We start from the raw sequence: 16,577 nt of genomic DNA on the forward strand, positions 1-16,577 counted from the left end.
TATTTCTTACTTTTATCATCCAAGTAGCTGATCTCTATGATGGTGTCAACCGAGTAGCTGACACCATACGCGTCAAGTTAAGAGATTGTGAGCAAATTTAGAGAGGTTAAAGTGGATACTCTAGCCCTTCTACGTTTGTCTTTTAATGAAAATAGCGACCAAGTTATAGTGAGTTTTTTAAGAAATGCTTTTAAACTATTAATTTTGGTTAATACTAAAAATAACTCTCTAACCCGCCTTTTTAGCTCAATAAATGCCTTTGTTAAGCTAAGTTCTGTATTCTTTTTCACTTCTGTGCAACCAACCATACGCGTCAAGTTAAGAGATTGTGAGCAAATTTAGAGAGGTTAAAGTGGATACTCTAGCCCTTCTACGTTTGTCTTTTAATGAAAATAGCGACCAAGTTATAGTGAGTTTTTTAAGAAATGCTTTTAAACTATTAATTTTGGTTAATACTAAAAATAACTCTCTAACCCGCCTTTTTAGCTCAATAAATGCCTTTGTTAAGCTAAGTTCTGTATTCTTTTTCACTTCTGTGCAACCAACTATGCCGTGAAATATAAGAATTGCGCACAATTTAGCATATAGTTCACATAATACTCTGCATGGCTTTCCTTTTAGCTTATCAAGCCTGATATAGCTTTTATACAATTTAAATAATAACTCAATTTGCCACCTTACTCTGTAAATCGTTAATACTTGCTCAGCACTAATTTTATTTTCTGGAACATTAGTTATAAATATTGACCAGTTCAACAATTTTTGATTTCTTTTAGAGGATGTATATCCCTGCGATCTTGCTAATCTATTAGCTTTCCTTCTTCTGGCCATAGACTGTTCTTCAGTTAGTTTCTGACATATAATTCTTACTCTAATTTTTGCTTCTTTTCCTAACAATACCTCGTTTTCTAAAAATAACTTATCCTCTAAACATTCTAATAACTCCATTTTTTGATTTGTTTCTACATCATATATGTTGGTATCAGATTTATAACGACTTATGAAATAAGCTCCTATTTCATTGATTTGTTTAAAAGAACTTGGCACAAAATAACCGAGATCAGATATTAGCAAATCATTGCTTAATATATTACTTAAATGTTTCCTATATCCCTGGTCTGATCTTACCCCCTCCGTTAAATTAAGTTGGTCTATTATCTGATTCATGTAGTCGAAAACTAATTGTAACTTTATTCCAGACTTAGTATTGCTTTCATAGCCACTGTAGCTAGTACCATAACCTTTATACATCTCTTCCATACTGTTAGGTAGAGTAATATAGCTACTGTCCAATAATTTAACACTATTAAATTGCTGTAAGATTTTGCAATCAACTTGCAAGATATTTTTAAAGAGAATCACAGATTCATTATACATCCTTTTCATAAATTCCACTGCTTCTTCAGTAAATCTAAAATCCAAACCTTGTTTTGTTATATCTATCGAGTCCTCGTTTAGTAATTGACACATTGTTTCTACGCTACAATTATCAACTCCTATATTACCCAAGACCATGGCTTTTACGAATGATGAACCTTTTAGCTTTCTCTTTCTTTTTATAAACCTTGTTGTAATTGAGATTTTCTCTGCTTTTTCATTAAAAAATTCTTTGAGCTTTTTTGATAAGCAAGTTATTTTATTCATTGGTTCTCTCACTAAAAGTATATCTGGGAGAACTTATACCTTATTATTCTATCTCTTTCATACCTTTATTTCCTTAACTTGACGCGTATGGTAGCAGCACCTGTAGTGCTAAACCAATTGCGTAAAAAACTAAAATCCATAAGTACCCCAATCTGTCAAAAATAAAACAATAATCTACCAACTATAATACAAATTAATATTATTGTCAACAATTTATATTAATAATTTAATCTTTTTATGCTTTTACTTTGAGTAAATTTTACTTCCATAGAATAAGTATAGAGTTATAATACACTAACAAGCAAACCTCTGTACTAAATTTTGGTTAATATAAACGTTGAGCGTATTAAGAAAGTTGCTTTTAAAGTATTGCATTTTACTTTTATTTTCGCTATAAGGTTGCTTTAAGTTGGATTTTCAACACCTTTATACTATTTATGTTATGATTTTAAAATTTTTTGGGGGCACTTCATGAAAAAATCTATTTATACTAGAACTGCTCTAGCTTCTCTATTGACTTTATGTTCTTTCAGTGGCTTTGCTGCTGACTTTTCTGACGAGAGTATGAAGGAAGTAAAAAAGCAAGAGAGTAACGAGTCAATCAAAACTTCTGGAAAGATGGAAGTGATGAAGACGTCAAATAAGAAACTAAAAGAAAAAATGGACAGGATATGTAATGCTGATCCAAGAAAAAAAGCCGAGGAGCTTAAGAAAAAAGAAGAACTAAGATTAGCAGCTGAGCAGAAGAAAAAAGAGGAGTTAAAATTAGCAGCTGAACAAAAGAAGAAAAAAGAAGAGTTAAAATTAGTAGCAAAACAAAAGAAAAAAGATGAAATTAGGCTAGCAAAAGAGAAAAAAGCAAAGTTTATAGAGGATTCAAAGGCGAAAGCTCTAAGCACTAAAAATTCTAATGTAGAAAAGTCAAAAATTAAGGGTTCTAAAACTAAGAATGCTAAAATTGAAGCTAAAGATATAAAAAAGGATGTAAAAGTTGTTAACAGCAATACAGAGGAAAAAGGTAAGGCAAGTCCTGTTGTTTCAGTTGGTGGGGTTAATATTATCAATACCAATCAAGGGGATGGTTTAAGAATAACTTTCGGTGGCGTTGTTGATTCTCAAGGTTATGGTAACCATGGGCTAAGTGGCTATAACCATTATAATATTATGCCAGGTAAATCTACAGATTATTTTAACAATACTCCAGATAGTATAAAAGGAGCAAATCCAATATTTCCTAAAGGGATAGGGAATATTGGTGATTACAGTGAAAACATGGGCATGATTTCAGATGCAATATTGCACTTAAGAGCTGAAAATAAAAATGAGGATATTGGTCTTCGTTATGGTGCCGATGTACAATTCCATGTTCCAGTTACTGAAGGTAAAGGAGCTTCACAAGGCGTAAATGCTGCAAGAGGTAGAAGTGCGCATGTATTCTTAAATTCACAATATGGTGATCTGAAACTTGGCTATCAGTTTGGTCCTGAGTCTCTGATGAGACTTGATGCAACAAGAATTGCAACTGTTGATGGAGCTGCAGATAGTGACTGGTTCAGAAAAGTAAACTTAGAAGGAAGTGCTGCAAACTTTCCATTTTACGTAACACCACGTCTTTACACTGAAAGCTTCTCGAGCGAGAGCGAAAAACTCTCCTTCCGTATGGCAGGAAAATACAACAAAGAGGTTATGACCACATTGCCATTTAGAGCTGCTTACTACTCGCCGAATTATATGGGTGCAAGATTTGGTCTTAGCTACTCACCTCGCTACGATAGTGGTTTATCCGTTGTAAAAGAAATAGCTCCAGATTTCCTCAAAGATTCAAATAATAAGGTAACAGGGGTAAAGAATGAGGAAACGTTAAGACATGTTGGACCAGATTACCAGCATATAATAAGTGCTGGTGCATCATATGAATATGACTTTAGTAAACATAATGTAAAAGTTAAAACTTCCGTAGTTGGTGAATATGGGGTTTCAAAGCAACCGAGTAAAGATAAGCATCTTTATAAGGAATTTGTAGAGTACAATGACCTGATGGGTGTTAATTTGGGTGTAAGCGCTGATTATAAGATTGATGAAGGTCAAAATATAAAATTCGCTGCTTCTTTTGCATATTTAGGCAAATCTGGTCAACCGAAGAGTATCAAGGAACTCGACCCTGCTTCAAAAGAATATAAAGAGACTACTGATATTGCTAGAAAAAATGGCTTAAAGCAATTTAATGACAAGGACACCATGTATTGGACTGCAGGTGCTGGTTATCAATATGAGAATGTTTATACAAGCTTGACATACTTTGGCAGTACAATGAATGATAAAGATATGCTTCATGATGTTGCACTTGGTGTTCAGTATGATCTATCTTCTTGCAATAAGAGCAAGTTTGTTCCTTATGCAGCCTTACATTATTTTATGACTGATGAAAAAGGTGCGCTGAAAGACCAAAAAGGTACTGATGTACCTTCTAACCAAGGAATTCTTCTACTAACTGGTGTGAAGTTTTCTTTCTAATTTGTTCTAGTAATACACACCACAACTTGAATGTGGTGTGTGTCTTGTCTGTTAGTGTTTATTTGTCGATCAAATAAACATAAGCCAGTGCGTAACAAACTCTACGGGTATTTATTCTATTCACACAATAAGTAATGTCATCCCAGTCACAGCTGTACGAAAATTGTGGCAATTTGCATAGTAAATGGTGTCATCCCAGTGCTTGACACTAGGATCCATTTTTCCATCATCATCAGAAACGTTGTATTTTAACATTACTTTTATACTCGTAAATTTAACTGGATGCCAATGTATGGGAGCTGGCATGACACCCTATGGCTACTCAGATAATGGATAAATTATCATAATCCCTTACCTATCGAACGTTTTCAAATTCAATCAATTAAGCAGTATGCAAACCAAACTAAAAAACCATTTAACTGGAGAATTACTTACCATCGCTACTTGCTGGAAATTAACACTTGTAAGTGGGGAGGTAATGGGATTCACTGACTATGATGAAGATTTAAATCTCAATAATATACTCTATAAATCTTCAAGCGGTTTTATAGCCAGCAGTATAATATTAAATAGCGATTTGAGAACTGATAATATAGAAATTGAAGGAATATTAAATAGTGCTGATATTAAAGAAAAAGATGTTTTATCAGGAAGGCATGACTTTGCAAATATTGAAATATTTCTTGTGAATTATAAAGATTTGAGTCAGGGAATTATGAATTTGCATGCAGGAACTTTTGGTAAAGTAACATTAAATAGTGGGAGGTTTATCGCTGAAATTAGAGGTCTTGCGACAAAGCTTGAGAGAAGCATAACAGAGCTATATTCTCCTGTATGCAGGGCACAATTTTGCGATGATAGATGTAAAGCTGATGCTAAAAAGTTTAGTAGAATGAGCACAATTACTAAAGTGATAGATGAAAGAAGATTTGAAGACACTAATTTAATCGAAAGCGATGGATATTATAAGCACGGAGTGGTAAAATTCTTTAGTTCAGCAACATTTGAAGTTGTAGTTAAAGAATACAAAAATAAAGTAGTTACATTATTTGCTTCTCCTCCATATCAAATTTCTACCGGAGATAAATATTCGATACTTGCAGGTTGTGATAAAGCGTTTTTAACGTGCAAAAACAAGTTTAACAATACTGTGAATTTCCGTGGCGAACCATATATACCAGTTGTTTAGCAGCATAATTTTTAATATTATGAATAAGTATGGAAAGGTGGCTGAGCGGTCTAAAGCACACGCTTGGAAAGCGTGCACATATGAAAATATGTCGGGGGTTCGAATCCCCCCTTTTCCGCACATTATTTCTAGTATAACATAGGATTTTCCGTTTTGTTCTTGAACGTAATAACCATATAGCATTAGCACTTCAGCTCCGCAATTTTTCAGAGTCATCTACGTCAATAAAAGAATAGAGTTGATGTTCATCAAGTTGCAGAGCCTTCTTGATTTTTGATGACGAAGAGTAGTTGTTATCATAGAAATACATCCAGTAGCCAGCATACCTTCCCTATTCCTAATAATCTCTTGCAATACTATACTTAGTCTGTGTCATTTCTCACGAGCATCAGCAAACTGGTATGTACTAGCTCGAGAATTAACTGTCAAACTTTTATTTTAGTATTTTTCCTCCATTTCTAAAAACCACCTCTCTATATTTCTATGCATAAACAGAATTAAATTTCCTTCATATATCGTAGTTACACTAGAATATTCTATACCTGACTTAGAAATACAATCGTGGGCGATTAAAATCAGCTCATATTGTTCTTTGCAATCTCCATCAAGTACAATGAAAATTCCAATTATAGGACCAAACGTTTCGTGATTTAACAATACAGGAATTCCACTCTTTTTATAATCTTCTAGCAAAAAAACGTTTTTACTCTCTTTAAGAACTATGTTTTTTGCTTTATCCAGTTTTCTAAAGAGCATTCTTCTTTTCCTACCTAATCCGAAATACTCTTTTTCTGTATCCTCAAACAACTTCATAACTCCATAGAACAACAACTTTGTAATATAGTTTTTTACAAAAGCTAAAACAAGTAATATATATTATACACCCCTTCTTCCTCTTCACCTTAACAATTCTTTATTGAAAATTTCAGAAAAATGTTTTATAATTATTAGTAGATTTCGGTAAAACTTATGGCAAACGCTAATTTAGCTTTCAGTAAAGAAACTTTACAGCATTTTGCTAAGCTAGTTGAGCTCACTAAGCAGCCCACTCAAGAATTAGCAGACAGGCTATTTAAAGAAGCAATAGATCGTGAAATGGAAGATTTTTTACTATCTGTAGTTGCTGATCAATATGATATTGAAAATGAAAAAAAAACTAAAAGTGAGGACGTGGATTGGAATACACTATTATCTTCCTAGACAGTGTTCTTGAAGAAGATCTTCCAAATCTTCCAAAAAAAGTACGGTCAAGAGCTATAGATGCAATAAAAGAGCGACTTACAGTTAATCCAATTGATTTTGGTGAATCGTTTTGTTACAAACTCAAAGGGTTCAGAAGACTAAGGGTTGGCGACTATCGTATCATGTATTATACAGACACCAAAAAACATGAAGTAACTATCGTTACAATAGGACATAGAGACACTATTTACGAGAAGGCTCTTAAAGTACTAAATAACTATGTTTTTCAATAAACTCTGTTTCGTTAAGTAAGGAAATTATAAATATATTATTATACAACCCTCCTTCCTGATCCATTCTTCACCTTAGGTGGCTTTGCTCAGCTCAAAAATAACTCATTTTTTTGGCTACCCCCTATAATTTTACTACTCTACAGACTATAAAATCGATGCTAATAACGGATTAGAGATAAACGTTGCAAAGAATCGCAGTGGCTCAACCGGAAAGGTTACAGTAAGTTAATACTGGAAGGATATTAGTATGAAGCCTCAGACTCGTAAATGTCTTTTCTGTGTTTTATTGAAACAATGGTTACTTCATACTTTGCAGCATTTACATGATACGATAATCACCAGTTCTTAATCTTCTGTATCCTTTGAGTTTGTAACAAAACGATTCACCAAAATCAATTGGATTAACTGTAAGTCGCTCTTTTACTATCTCTTCAACTCTTAACTTTATTGTTTTTGGAAAAGCTCTTCTTACCAACATTTTTCAGGAATTTAATCTTATACCGCTTTAGTCCCACCTATAGTGGTAAGATTATCTACTTATTCTTGTATGGGAATTTACCAATTATTAAGACATTAAGTGTAGTAAAAATATATTCTAATAGTATGGAAAAATAAAATGACACGTAAACAAAATGTAAAAGATAAAGTTATATTTTTAGATAGTTTGCGTAACAAAACAATAGGTGAGCTTTCGATTTTTTGGACAAAAACCCAAATGTCGAAATCTTTGATTGGATAAGTAACAATACTAGTCATAGCCTAAAGCATAGAAGAGGTTACAATATTAGTAATAACATGAAACTTAGGTGCATAGGTGTAGGAATTGGTTTAGTTGCTGGTCTAGTTGCAGCATGTTGTTTAGTGCAAGAAACTTTAGCTCTTATTGGCGGTTCTGGTGTAGTGTTGATTGCATTTGCTATAGTTGGTGCGTTACTTGGAGCTGGAGCGGGCTATGTTGTAGGTAAATGCCTTGATAAAATTAAGGTTACAAATATGCAAAGAGAAATAAATTATTAAAGGTTCGTGTTGTATTCTGAATTTCTTTCAATACTTAAAGATTTACAATCAGAGCAAACTACCTGGCCACGTGGAACTGATTTCAGCTCATCAGTTGAAACTTTACTTGAGCAGAATATGCATTTTATTTTATCACTTGGGGCGAGTGAATGATCAACAGCAATTCTATCATCAAAAACAAAACACTCGCCCTCCCAACTACCACTTTTGTTGTGAGTTTTTTCAAGGTAGGAAAGAATACCGCCTTTAAGGTGATAAACATCGTTAAATCCAAGGCTTTTCATATATGCTGTAGATTTCTCACATCTGATTCCACCAGTGCAGTACATAGCCACTTTCAGGTCTTTACTCTCAGAAAATGACTCTGCCCACTGAGGAAAATCTCGAAAACGCTGAGTATGTGGATTGATTGCATTTTTAAACTTGCCTAGTTTTACTTCGTAATCATTTCGTGTGTCTATCACTAAAACATCAGGTTGAGAGATAAAATCATCCCAATAATCTGGATCAATGTACTGACCTCTAACGGAAGTATCGAGATTACTTACACCAAGATTCACAATTTCTCTTTTTAATCTCACTTTCATCTTACTAAATGGTTGATATTCTGCTGCACTCTCTTTCCATGTAAGGTCCCTTAGTCTATAATCAGAACATAGAAAATCTAATATTTTATCAATCGCGTTTCTTTCACCAGATACGGTTGCATTAATACCCTCTTCTGCAAGGAGTATAGTACCCTTTAATTCGACATTGTCGCATGCAACTTTTATTTCATCTTTCATGTCATAATAATTAGAGAGTTTTACAAAATGATAGAAAGTTGCAATGACAAAACTCATAATTAATTAGTTTATCGATTTAAAACATAATATATAAAATTATGAAGATATTCAATAGGACGGCTGTTAATTACTGGATATCTTTAGTTTTTGCATATAACATTTTAATATCAAATATAGATTCAAGTTAATGTTTCTGAGAGTATTTAAAAATATATTCTTGTTTTTAGTAAGTGTATTATTTGTCTGCCCTATACTATCGTTAATATCGATTCTATTTACAGAATCAGCAAACTCTGGATGGGTAATTAGTAGACTTTTTACTGAATATATACTCAATACGTTAATTTTGATGGTAGGAGTAGGGTTAATATCCTTTATATTTGGAGTAATTCCAGCTTGGCTTACTACATTTTTTTCGTTTCCCGGAAGTAGAATTTTTGAGATTGCCTTATTCTTTCCGATATCAATTCCTGGATATATAGTATCGTTTGTTTATGTAAATACGCTAGAGTTTTCAGGTCCGATTCAGAGCTTGTTAAGAGATACTTTTCAATTGGGCAAAGGTGACTATTGGTTTCCCGAGATCAAATCCCTAGGTGGTGGAATATTAGTAATGGGATTTAGTCTATATCCATACGTTTATATGTTGGTCCGCTCAAGTCTAAAGAGCGTTAGTAACTCAGTCACTATTGCATCAACACTTGGGTTCTCCTCATTACAGAGTCTGTTTTCTGTCATCATACCCTCCATACGTCCATCAATTATAGCTGGGTTATCCTTGGTACTAATGGAAGTAATTACAGATTTCGGCACACCACAGTTTCTTGCTATCGATACTTTCACGACAGGAATATACCGTACTTGGTTTTTATTGCATGACAAATATTCAACTACTGTTTTGGCAGTTGCAGAACTGATTTTCGTTGCAACACTAATAGTTATCGAGAAAAAACTACAAAAAAGAGAAATATCTTACTCTTCAATCAATACTAATGAAGATTATCACAATAAACGTAGTATAAACGGTTCTATATTGTTGATCTTTTCTTATCTTATGTGTTTATTGCCGATATTAATAGGCTTTATTTTACCAATGATTCCACTTATATATTGGAGCATAGAGAAAGGCTTTTTCATATACGAAGCAAGATTTTACAATATAATAACAAACAGTATTAGTTTATCATTTATTACCGCGCTAATCTCGATCAGCATTGCAATAATTATTGGATATACAGCACGTAAAAATAAGGTAATAAGCAATATAGCACGTCTCATTTCTCTTGGATATGCAATTCCAAATGCAATTATTGCGATTAGCATAATAATATTTTTAAGCAGAATATCTTCTTTCATTACTCAATATATTGTAGAAATTAGCTTGGTAGGAACTATTGGCGCATTAGTTTACTCATATTTATTTCGTTTTTTTGCTATATCTTTCAAGGCGATAGAGTCGGGACTCAAAAAAACACCAAATGAAATTGAATGGACTGCATATACTATGGGTCATGGGCCTATTTCCACGTGCCTGAATATTCATATTCCCCTTATCAAGAAAAGCATACTATCGGGATTTCTGCTCGTGTTTATGGATACGGTAAAAGAACTCACGGCAACACTAATTATCAGACCATTTAATTTTGAAACTATATCAACTAGAGTATATGAACTTGTCAGCGATGAGCGTTACAGAGAAGCTGCCCCATTTTCGTTAATGATAGTTATTATAGGTTTAACCTCTACAATAATCTTATTCACACTTGATGATAAGAATCAAAAATAAACTATTTTGCATCTGTTCAGCAGAGTAACAAAATAAGATAGACGAAAAAAGACAACTATAGAAGCAAATGGTCAGTGCTTTCGTGTTTATCAACTTAGTTGGATCTCAGTATCAGCTACTCGGATGACATTATGGAAGCTCAAATGACAAAACAAGAAGCACTGGTTTCAGATGCACTTAAACAAATACACTATCTTGATGATCAATGAGGTCTAGTGTTAACGTATGGACTATCTAAGGAAAAGGGTGGTACCATAACATCAAAGGTTTTTATGCTCTCTTCGTTCAGAAATTCATATTTACCCTGCATTATTCCTGATGGTGTATTTAAGTATGTTCCACTTGTATATTTGAATACCTCTCCAGATTTTATTACAGGTTGTTCTCCAATAACACCAAATCCGGCAATTTCATTTATTTTGCCCTTATGATCTATTATTCGCCAATAGCGACTTAATAATTGAATGGTTGATGAGCTTTTATTTTTTATCTTAACATTATACATCCATACGTAACAATTTTCATAAGGAATGGATTGCTCTTCAATGTAAATTGGCAAAACTGTAACTTCAACAGAATTAGTAATAAGTGTGTATTTCATGGTCATCGTAAAGTGTTCATGATAAAAATTTAACACACTTCAATTATACACTTTTTTCATGGATTTTCCAAGCATATTATCGTACTCTAACTAGGAAGTATTAATTTACATGATGAACAAAACAGATCCACTGGATAAAAAAGTGATAGGAATAATAGGAAGTGGGCAATTGGGTAAAATGACTGCTATCGCTGCAATAAAACTTGGGCACAAAACGCATATTTTTGCCAGTGCTAAAAACGATCCAGCTTGTTCTGTTGCTGATGACTTAACAATAGCAGACTTCTGTGATAAGAGAGCACTTGAATCTTTTGCACAGAGTGTGGATTTAGTCACTATTGAGTCTGAAAATATTCCATGTAGTGCAATTGATATTGTGTCGCAGCATACAGATTTTTATCCAGGCAAAAAGGCATTACACATTTCGCAAAATAGGCTGAGAGAGAAAGATTTTATTAGAGATTTAAGCATAAAAACTGCTGATTACAAAAGTATACAAAATTATAATCAGCTACTAGAAAGTAGTGAAACTTTTAGCTATCCAGTGAGGCTAAAAACAACAGAAATGGGTTATGATGGAAAAGGACAATATGTGATTGAAAATGATTCTGAACTGAAGCAATTTGCTTCCTTCGATTGGAATAAAGAGTACATTCTTGAAGCAAGTGTTGATTTACTGAAAGAGGTTTCAATAGTCGTTGCAAGAGATAAAAACGGTAAAGTAGCTTTTTTTCCCATAGCAGAGAATCACCACGTTGACGGAATACTTAATACTTCAATAGCACCAGCTAAAATAGATAATAAATTAGCCCAAGAGGTACAAAAAACTGCAGAGAAAATAGTAACTGCGCTTGATGTAGTAGGAATTCTAGCTATTGAATTTTTCATCACTCAAAATCATGAATTACTAGTTAATGAACTGGCCCCAAGACCCCACAATTCTTGCCACTGGAGCTTGGATGCATGCAACGTTAGTCAATTCGAGCAGCTAGTTAGGATAATATGCGGGCTATCTATGCAGGAAGTAGTATTACGCTTTCCTTGCATGACAAAAAATATAATAGGTAATGATATATATAATTCTCACAAATATTTGAGCAACGAAAAAGCTAGTTTAACCAGATATGGGAAAAAAGAGGTTAGGGACAAGCGTAAAATGGGACATGTCAATATAGATTTAAGTTATTGAGCTATAAATGCTCTTTGATCAAGATCTCCAAGATCTGCACTATATTTAGTGCTGCACCTTTGCGTAGATTATCAGCTACTATCCACATATTGAGTCCATATTTTATGGTACTGTCTTGTCTGATACGCGATACATATACAGCATCCTCCTGTACAGTATCAATCTGAGTCGTATATTCACCGTCTTCACGCCTATCGTACACTAAAATTCCACTATCTTCGGCTTCACTGAGCATTTCACGAGCTTCCTTTTCAGTTATATGCTGATCAAATTCTACATTTACCGCAATAGCGTGTCCAATAAAGACAGGCACTCTTACACAAGTTGTAGTCACTTTTATATTCTCTCCTAAAATTTTTTTTGTTTCCTCTTGCATTTTCCATTCCTCTTCTGTAGAGCCATCTTCCATGAACCCTCCTATATGGGGAATGCAATTAAATGCTATTTGCTTAGGAAATATTTCAGATTTTTTAGCTTCGTTCATGAATATTTTTTTTGTCTGGTTGTAGAGTTCATCCATTGCTGCTTTACCTGCACCAGAAGTTGATTGATAAGTTGAAGCAACGATTCTCTTTATTTTTGCTTTTTGGTGCAATAAATGCAATGCCAACAACATCTGTATTGTAGTACAATTTGGGTTAGATATTATGTTGTGATTCTTATATTCCGTAATTTTATCTTTATTGATCTCTGGAATAACTAGTGGCACGCCTTCTTTCATCCTAAAACGAGAGGTATTATCTACGACAATACATCCAGCTTCAGTTGCAATCGGTACGTATCTCTCGGAAACATGAGACCCAGCACAGAAAATTGCTATATTAATTCCAACAAAATCGTAGTTCTCAAGGTCTAAGACAGTTAATTCTTCATCGCCGAAACTTACCTTTTTTCCCTCTGATTTTTTTGATGCAAATACAATAACAGAATCTATTGAAATTTTTCCTTCGTCTTGAAACTCGGCAAGCGCGCTTAATACCTCACGCCCTACTCTTCCTGTTGCTCCAATAACAGCAATTTTATATCCCATTAGATAAACCTCTGACTTTAAAGCTATATTATATTTTTACTGATAAAATTTACAATTACTTTAATATTTTTCCCTTGCAATTAACCATAATTTAGTTATAATTATAAGATACTAGTAATATTGCATGGTAGAATGAAATGAGTAAAAAACATGATGACACTAAGGTCAAACCTACAGTATCTGAATTTCAAAAGCCTGAAAAAGTCAATAGATTAGAGATTCAAAATGTTCTTTCGAAAAAAAGCAAGACAGCGATAAATTTTGATGATAAAAAGTATGGTGTGAAAATTTCTAAGATAGACCAGCATCTTTCAAACAAGAAGCAAGAATCTTTTGGATTAAGAGATTTTTTAAGTTCAATACCAATAATGGGAAGATTTTTAGTGAAAATTTTCACGCCTGAAAAAGAAGAGTATAAAAAACTGCAATCGCAAATAGGTCTTTCTAATAAAGCAAAAAATGAGATCTACATAGATAATAAATGCACAGAAGAAGTAGGTAGCAAACTTGAGAATGGTAATATTGAACAAGTAGATAAAGAGAAAAAAAATCTTGGCCCATAAATATTAACCATTTACAGTGTATCTCTCACTACTGAATTTGTTGCACAGAAGTTTTGCAGTACCAAAATAAATAAATGGGTATGCCACTTGCAGTGAACAGGCTCGAAATCAGCAGAGTACCTACAGGGGTTTCTAATATCACCCAACAACAAAAGGTTGTTGCTATGCTACCAATTAAAAGCTTATAACAACTCCTCTCCTGTATAATAACCTTTAGAAAGGCAAAACAGCACGCAAGATAAACGAACAAAAATGAAATTACAGAAAAGTCAATAATCGACGTAATCTGCTGGGCAAAATTGTTGTTTGAAGTGAGAATTAGTAAAATTGCAGTTCCAATTGAACTAACTGTTATTCCCCAAAAAGGAGAGCCATGCTTGTTCCTTTTAGCAAAGAATTTTGGCATTAGTCTATCTTCTGCAAGACCAAAAGCAACTTGTCCACTAGATAAAACCCAAGCGTTTAGACTGCCAACACAAAAAATGAATGCAACTATAGAAACAATTAAATGCCAATTACCAGAAAACATAATTTTTATCGCATCAACATATGGTGCTCTTGAACTTGCTAAATTGTTGCCATTGATCAATCCCATAATTGCAAAATTGTTGATAAAATATATAACAGCAACACAAACTGTGCCAAGCACCACAGCTTTTGGTATAGTTTTAGCTGGATTATCAACTGACCCTGCAGGTGCTGTTGCCAATTCAAGTCCAATAAAACACCATAAAGTAAGGAGTGTAGAGCGGGCAAGAATTTGCGATGTTGTAAGACTTAATATTTCTTCACTTATGATAAAATTATTTCTATCGAAAAAAAACAACGCTGCTACAGGTATTGCAAGCAATACAGCAACCTTCACAACCGTGAGCAGAAACTCAACGTGCCCTGCAGTAGCTATTCCCCTTAAATTTATTAATGTAATGATTGTAAATAACAACAGCTCTAAAAATAAACGTATACTTTTGATATCTTCATGGAAAAATGGTGTAAGATAGCCAACACCCACAACTATTAAAGCTGTTGTACTAACCCATGAGATTACCCAATATGTCCAACCAACAAAGAACGCTGCAGCAGGACCAAAAGTATGTTTCACATAAACGTGAGGACCTCCTGTTTCTGGAAACTTTGCACATAGCGTAGCAAAAACTAGCGCAAGAGACACAGCACCAGCTCCTGATATCATCCAACTTATAAGGCTATAAGCGCCATATGGAGCAAGGCTAATTGGAAGCATAAAAACCCCAGAGCCGATCTGACTACTAATGACTAAAGCAAAAACAGCCCAAAAACCTATTTTATTTGACACAATACCTCTTAATTCTATTAATGTAAGCCAGTAGTATAGCTTAAGAATTTTAGCAAATAAAAAATTTAAGTTAAGTTTTTAGTTTATGATACCAAAGTAGATAAATAAGTGTTCCGCTTAAAGGGAATAGACTTGATATTAACAATGTTTTTATAGAAGTCTCGTATATTATCCAACAGCAAAAAGATACAGCCACACCTCCAATTAAAAATTTGCAGTAGCTTTTGTCTTGTATATTAACTTTGAGAAAAGCAAGGCTACATGCTAAGTAGATAAACAAAAATGACACCACAGAGATATCAATTATTGAAGTTACTTGCTCAGCAAAACTTTTGTTTGACGTTAGGATAAGTAAAACTAACACCCCCAAAGTACTGAGTATTATTCCCCATAATGGAGCATCATGCTTATTTTTTTTGCCAAAAAATTGCGGCATTAACTTGTCTTTTGCAAGGCCTAAGGTGACCTGTCCATCAGCTAAAAACCAAGCATTTAAATTACTTACAGAAACGATAAAGGCAACAACAGAAATAATTAAATGCCAATTACCAGAAAACATAATTTTTATCGCATCAACATATGGTGCTTTTGAACTAGCTAGTTCATTACCACTTATCAATCCCATAATTGAAAGACTATTGATGAAATATATCACAGCAACACAGACTGTTCCAAGCACTATAGCTCTTGGTATTGTCTTAGCTGGATTATTGACGGATCCTGCAGGTGCTGTTGCTGATTCAAGTCCAATAAAACACCATAGAGTAAGGAGTGTAGAACGAGCAAGAGTTTGTGATATTGTAAAGTTTGATACTTCCTCGCTTACAATAAAATTATTTTTATCAAAGAAAAACAACCCTGCGATAGGTATTGCGAGAAGTGCAATAATTTTAACAATGGTCAGCAGAAGCTCAACATGCCCAGCAGTAGTTACTCCCCTTAAGTTTATTAGCATAATAGCTAAAATCAATGTTATTTCTAAAAGCAAACGTATATCTTGTATATCATTATGAAAAAGTGGGGCTAAATAACCGATACTTGCAATTGTCACAGCTGTTGAGCTTACCCACGAGCTTACCCAATATGTCCAGCCAACAAAAAAAGCTGCTGTAGAGCCAAAGGCATGTTTCACATAAATATGAGGACCACCCGTTTCTGGAAATTTTGCGCAGAGTGAAGCAAAAACTAAAGCAAGAGATATAGCACCAAATCCTGATATAACCCAGCTTATGAGGCTATAAGCGCCGTATGGTGCAAGGCTAATTGGGAGCATAAAAATTCCAGAGCCGATTTGGCTACTGATCACCAAGGCGAAAATAGCCAAAAAGCCTATTTTATTTGACACGACAATGTTTAATTTTTATCTGAATATATTAACAATATAGCTGAAGCTCGAAAATTTCAATTGATCTTTTTTGTATAAAAATTTGCATTTTTTTAATTTAAGCATATAATGACGAGTATATTAA

General features: G+C 33.8%; 16 protein-coding genes, 1 tRNA gene and 2 pseudogenes. 9 read left to right on the plus strand and 10 right to left on the minus strand.

What is annotated here, in order from left to right:
* Positions 1-77: 77 nt before the first annotated feature.
* Both M1L26_RS05390 and M1L26_RS05395 read right to left on the minus strand, forming a co-directional pair.
* Positions 78-308: pseudogene (locus M1L26_RS05390) on the minus strand (IS4 family transposase); the annotation flags it as partial.
* A 10-nt stretch (positions 309-318) separates the two neighbouring features.
* Positions 319-1,644: an IS4 family transposase gene (locus M1L26_RS05395; RefSeq protein WP_250120086.1), complete on the minus strand. Its 1,326-nt coding sequence runs from the start codon at positions 1,642-1,644 to the stop codon at positions 319-321.
* 471 nt (positions 1,645-2,115) lie between these two features.
* On the opposite strand from M1L26_RS05395, the gene M1L26_RS05400 reads away from it, so the two are divergent.
* Positions 2,116-4,158, plus strand: a complete 2,043-nt coding sequence (locus tag M1L26_RS05400; RefSeq protein ID WP_250120096.1) for a WD0745 family porin — start codon at positions 2,116-2,118, stop codon at positions 4,156-4,158.
* Positions 4,159-4,278: 120 nt separating this feature from the next.
* Here the strand turns inward: M1L26_RS05400 and M1L26_RS05405 are convergent, their stop codons facing one another.
* Positions 4,279-4,464 carry a hypothetical protein gene (locus M1L26_RS05405; RefSeq protein WP_211908668.1) on the minus strand — a complete coding sequence of 62 codons (186 nt, stop codon included), beginning with the start codon at positions 4,462-4,464 and terminating at the stop codon, positions 4,279-4,281.
* Positions 4,465-4,549: 85 nt separating this feature from the next.
* Between M1L26_RS05405 and M1L26_RS05410 the strand changes: the two genes are divergently transcribed.
* Both M1L26_RS05410 and M1L26_RS05415 read left to right on the plus strand, forming a co-directional pair.
* Entirely contained in the window at positions 4,550-5,347 is a 798-nt protein-coding gene (locus tag M1L26_RS05410) for a DUF2163 domain-containing protein (protein WP_211908670.1), read from the plus strand.
* Between the two features lie 31 nt (positions 5,348-5,378).
* Positions 5,379-5,465, plus strand: a tRNA-Ser gene (locus tag M1L26_RS05415).
* A gap of 320 nt (positions 5,466-5,785) precedes the next feature.
* Here M1L26_RS05415 and M1L26_RS05420 read toward each other — a convergent pair.
* Positions 5,786-6,160 carry a hypothetical protein gene (locus M1L26_RS05420; RefSeq protein WP_211907484.1) on the minus strand — a complete coding sequence of 125 codons (375 nt, stop codon included), beginning with the start codon at positions 6,158-6,160 and terminating at the stop codon, positions 5,786-5,788.
* Positions 6,161-6,316: 156 nt separating this feature from the next.
* Here M1L26_RS05420 and M1L26_RS05425 point away from each other — a divergent pair, with 156 nt between their 5' ends.
* Entirely contained in the window at positions 6,317-6,547 is a 231-nt protein-coding gene (locus M1L26_RS05425) for a hypothetical protein (protein WP_250120097.1), read from the plus strand.
* A complete protein-coding gene (locus M1L26_RS05430) occupies positions 6,523-6,822 on the plus strand; it encodes a type II toxin-antitoxin system RelE family toxin (RefSeq protein ID WP_250120098.1) in 300 nt (99 codons plus the stop codon). The genes M1L26_RS05425 and M1L26_RS05430 overlap by 25 nt, the downstream gene beginning before the upstream one ends.
* A 319-nt stretch (positions 6,823-7,141) precedes the next feature.
* On the opposite strand, the gene M1L26_RS05435 is transcribed toward M1L26_RS05430, so the two are convergent.
* Positions 7,142-7,300, minus strand: coding sequence for a type II toxin-antitoxin system RelE family toxin (locus M1L26_RS05435; protein ID WP_019236727.1), 159 nt, complete (start codon positions 7,298-7,300; stop codon positions 7,142-7,144).
* A gap of 138 nt (positions 7,301-7,438) precedes the next feature.
* On the opposite strand from M1L26_RS05435, the pseudogene M1L26_RS05440 reads away from it, so the two are divergent.
* Positions 7,439-7,839 (plus strand): annotated as a pseudogene (locus tag M1L26_RS05440) (hypothetical protein).
* On the opposite strand, the gene trhO reads toward M1L26_RS05440, so the two are convergent.
* Complete coding sequence (gene trhO, locus M1L26_RS05445; protein WP_211907487.1) at positions 7,836-8,681, minus strand: oxygen-dependent tRNA uridine(34) hydroxylase TrhO; 846 nt, start codon at positions 8,679-8,681, stop codon at positions 7,836-7,838. The pseudogene M1L26_RS05440 and the gene trhO overlap by 4 nt on opposite strands.
* Before the next feature lie 130 nt (positions 8,682-8,811).
* Between trhO and M1L26_RS05450 the strand changes: the two genes are divergently transcribed.
* Complete coding sequence (locus M1L26_RS05450) at positions 8,812-10,410, plus strand: ABC transporter permease (RefSeq protein WP_250120099.1); 1,599 nt, start codon at positions 8,812-8,814, stop codon at positions 10,408-10,410.
* A gap of 202 nt (positions 10,411-10,612) precedes the next feature.
* Here the strand turns inward: M1L26_RS05450 and apaG are convergent, their stop codons facing one another.
* Positions 10,613-11,017 carry a Co2+/Mg2+ efflux protein ApaG gene (gene apaG, locus M1L26_RS05455; protein WP_211907489.1) on the minus strand — a complete coding sequence of 135 codons (405 nt, stop codon included), beginning with the start codon at positions 11,015-11,017 and terminating at the stop codon, positions 10,613-10,615.
* A 106-nt stretch (positions 11,018-11,123) separates the two neighbouring features.
* On the opposite strand from apaG, the gene M1L26_RS05460 reads away from it, so the two are divergent.
* Complete coding sequence (locus M1L26_RS05460; RefSeq protein WP_250120437.1) at positions 11,124-12,200, plus strand: 5-(carboxyamino)imidazole ribonucleotide synthase; 1,077 nt, start codon at positions 11,124-11,126, stop codon at positions 12,198-12,200.
* Position 12,201: 1 nt separating this feature from the next.
* On the opposite strand, the gene M1L26_RS05465 is transcribed toward M1L26_RS05460, so the two are convergent.
* Positions 12,202-13,230 (minus strand): aspartate-semialdehyde dehydrogenase, encoded by a 1,029-nt coding sequence (locus M1L26_RS05465; protein ID WP_211907490.1) that lies wholly within the window; start codon positions 13,228-13,230, stop codon positions 12,202-12,204.
* 137 nt (positions 13,231-13,367) lie between these two features.
* Here M1L26_RS05465 and M1L26_RS05470 point away from each other — a divergent pair, with 137 nt between their 5' ends.
* The gene (locus M1L26_RS05470) at positions 13,368-13,793 is read left to right on the plus strand and encodes a hypothetical protein (protein WP_250120100.1); all 426 of its coding nucleotides are present in this window, start codon (positions 13,368-13,370) and stop codon (positions 13,791-13,793) included.
* Positions 13,794-13,821: 28 nt separating this feature from the next.
* Here M1L26_RS05470 and M1L26_RS05475 read toward each other — a convergent pair whose 3' ends face one another.
* Positions 13,822-15,108, minus strand: coding sequence for an APC family permease (locus M1L26_RS05475; protein WP_211907492.1), 1,287 nt, complete (start codon positions 15,106-15,108; stop codon positions 13,822-13,824).
* Between the two features lie 70 nt (positions 15,109-15,178).
* On the minus strand, positions 15,179-16,453 hold the full coding sequence (locus tag M1L26_RS05480; protein WP_250120101.1) for an APC family permease: 1,275 nt from the start codon (positions 16,451-16,453) through the stop codon (positions 15,179-15,181).
* Positions 16,454-16,577: the final 124 nt, after the last annotated feature.

The sequence above is a fragment of the Wolbachia endosymbiont of Ostrinia scapulalis genome (assembly GCF_023559145.1).
In the GTDB taxonomy this organism is placed as follows: Bacteria; Pseudomonadota; Alphaproteobacteria; order Rickettsiales; family Anaplasmataceae; genus Wolbachia.

What these genes read in the sequence shown, in the direction of transcription:
- M1L26_RS05395 (WP_250120086.1), bottom strand. Translation starts at nt 1,644, where the DNA reads ATGAATAAAATAACTTGCTTATCAAAAAAGCTCAAAGAATTTTTTAAT.
- M1L26_RS05400 (WP_250120096.1), top strand. Translation starts at nt 2,116, where the DNA reads ATGAAAAAATCTATTTATACTAGAACTGCTCTAGCTTCTCTATTGACT.
- M1L26_RS05405 (WP_211908668.1), bottom strand. Translation starts at nt 4,464, where the DNA reads ATGCCAGCTCCCATACATTGGCATCCAGTTAAATTTACGAGTATAAAA.
- M1L26_RS05410 (WP_211908670.1), top strand. Translation starts at nt 4,550, where the DNA reads ATGCAAACCAAACTAAAAAACCATTTAACTGGAGAATTACTTACCATC.
- M1L26_RS05420 (WP_211907484.1), bottom strand. Translation starts at nt 6,160, where the DNA reads ATGAAGTTGTTTGAGGATACAGAAAAAGAGTATTTCGGATTAGGTAGG.
- M1L26_RS05425 (WP_250120097.1), top strand. Translation starts at nt 6,317, where the DNA reads ATGGCAAACGCTAATTTAGCTTTCAGTAAAGAAACTTTACAGCATTTT.
- M1L26_RS05435 (WP_019236727.1), bottom strand. Translation starts at nt 7,300, where the DNA reads ATGTTGGTAAGAAGAGCTTTTCCAAAAACAATAAAGTTAAGAGTTGAA.
- trhO (WP_211907487.1), bottom strand. Translation starts at nt 8,681, where the DNA reads ATGAGTTTTGTCATTGCAACTTTCTATCATTTTGTAAAACTCTCTAAT.
- M1L26_RS05450 (WP_250120099.1), top strand. Translation starts at nt 8,812, where the DNA reads ATGTTTCTGAGAGTATTTAAAAATATATTCTTGTTTTTAGTAAGTGTA.
- apaG (WP_211907489.1), bottom strand. Translation starts at nt 11,017, where the DNA reads ATGACCATGAAATACACACTTATTACTAATTCTGTTGAAGTTACAGTT.
- M1L26_RS05460 (WP_250120437.1), top strand. Translation starts at nt 11,124, where the DNA reads ATGAACAAAACAGATCCACTGGATAAAAAAGTGATAGGAATAATAGGA.
- M1L26_RS05465 (WP_211907490.1), bottom strand. Translation starts at nt 13,230, where the DNA reads ATGGGATATAAAATTGCTGTTATTGGAGCAACAGGAAGAGTAGGGCGT.
- M1L26_RS05470 (WP_250120100.1), top strand. Translation starts at nt 13,368, where the DNA reads ATGAGTAAAAAACATGATGACACTAAGGTCAAACCTACAGTATCTGAA.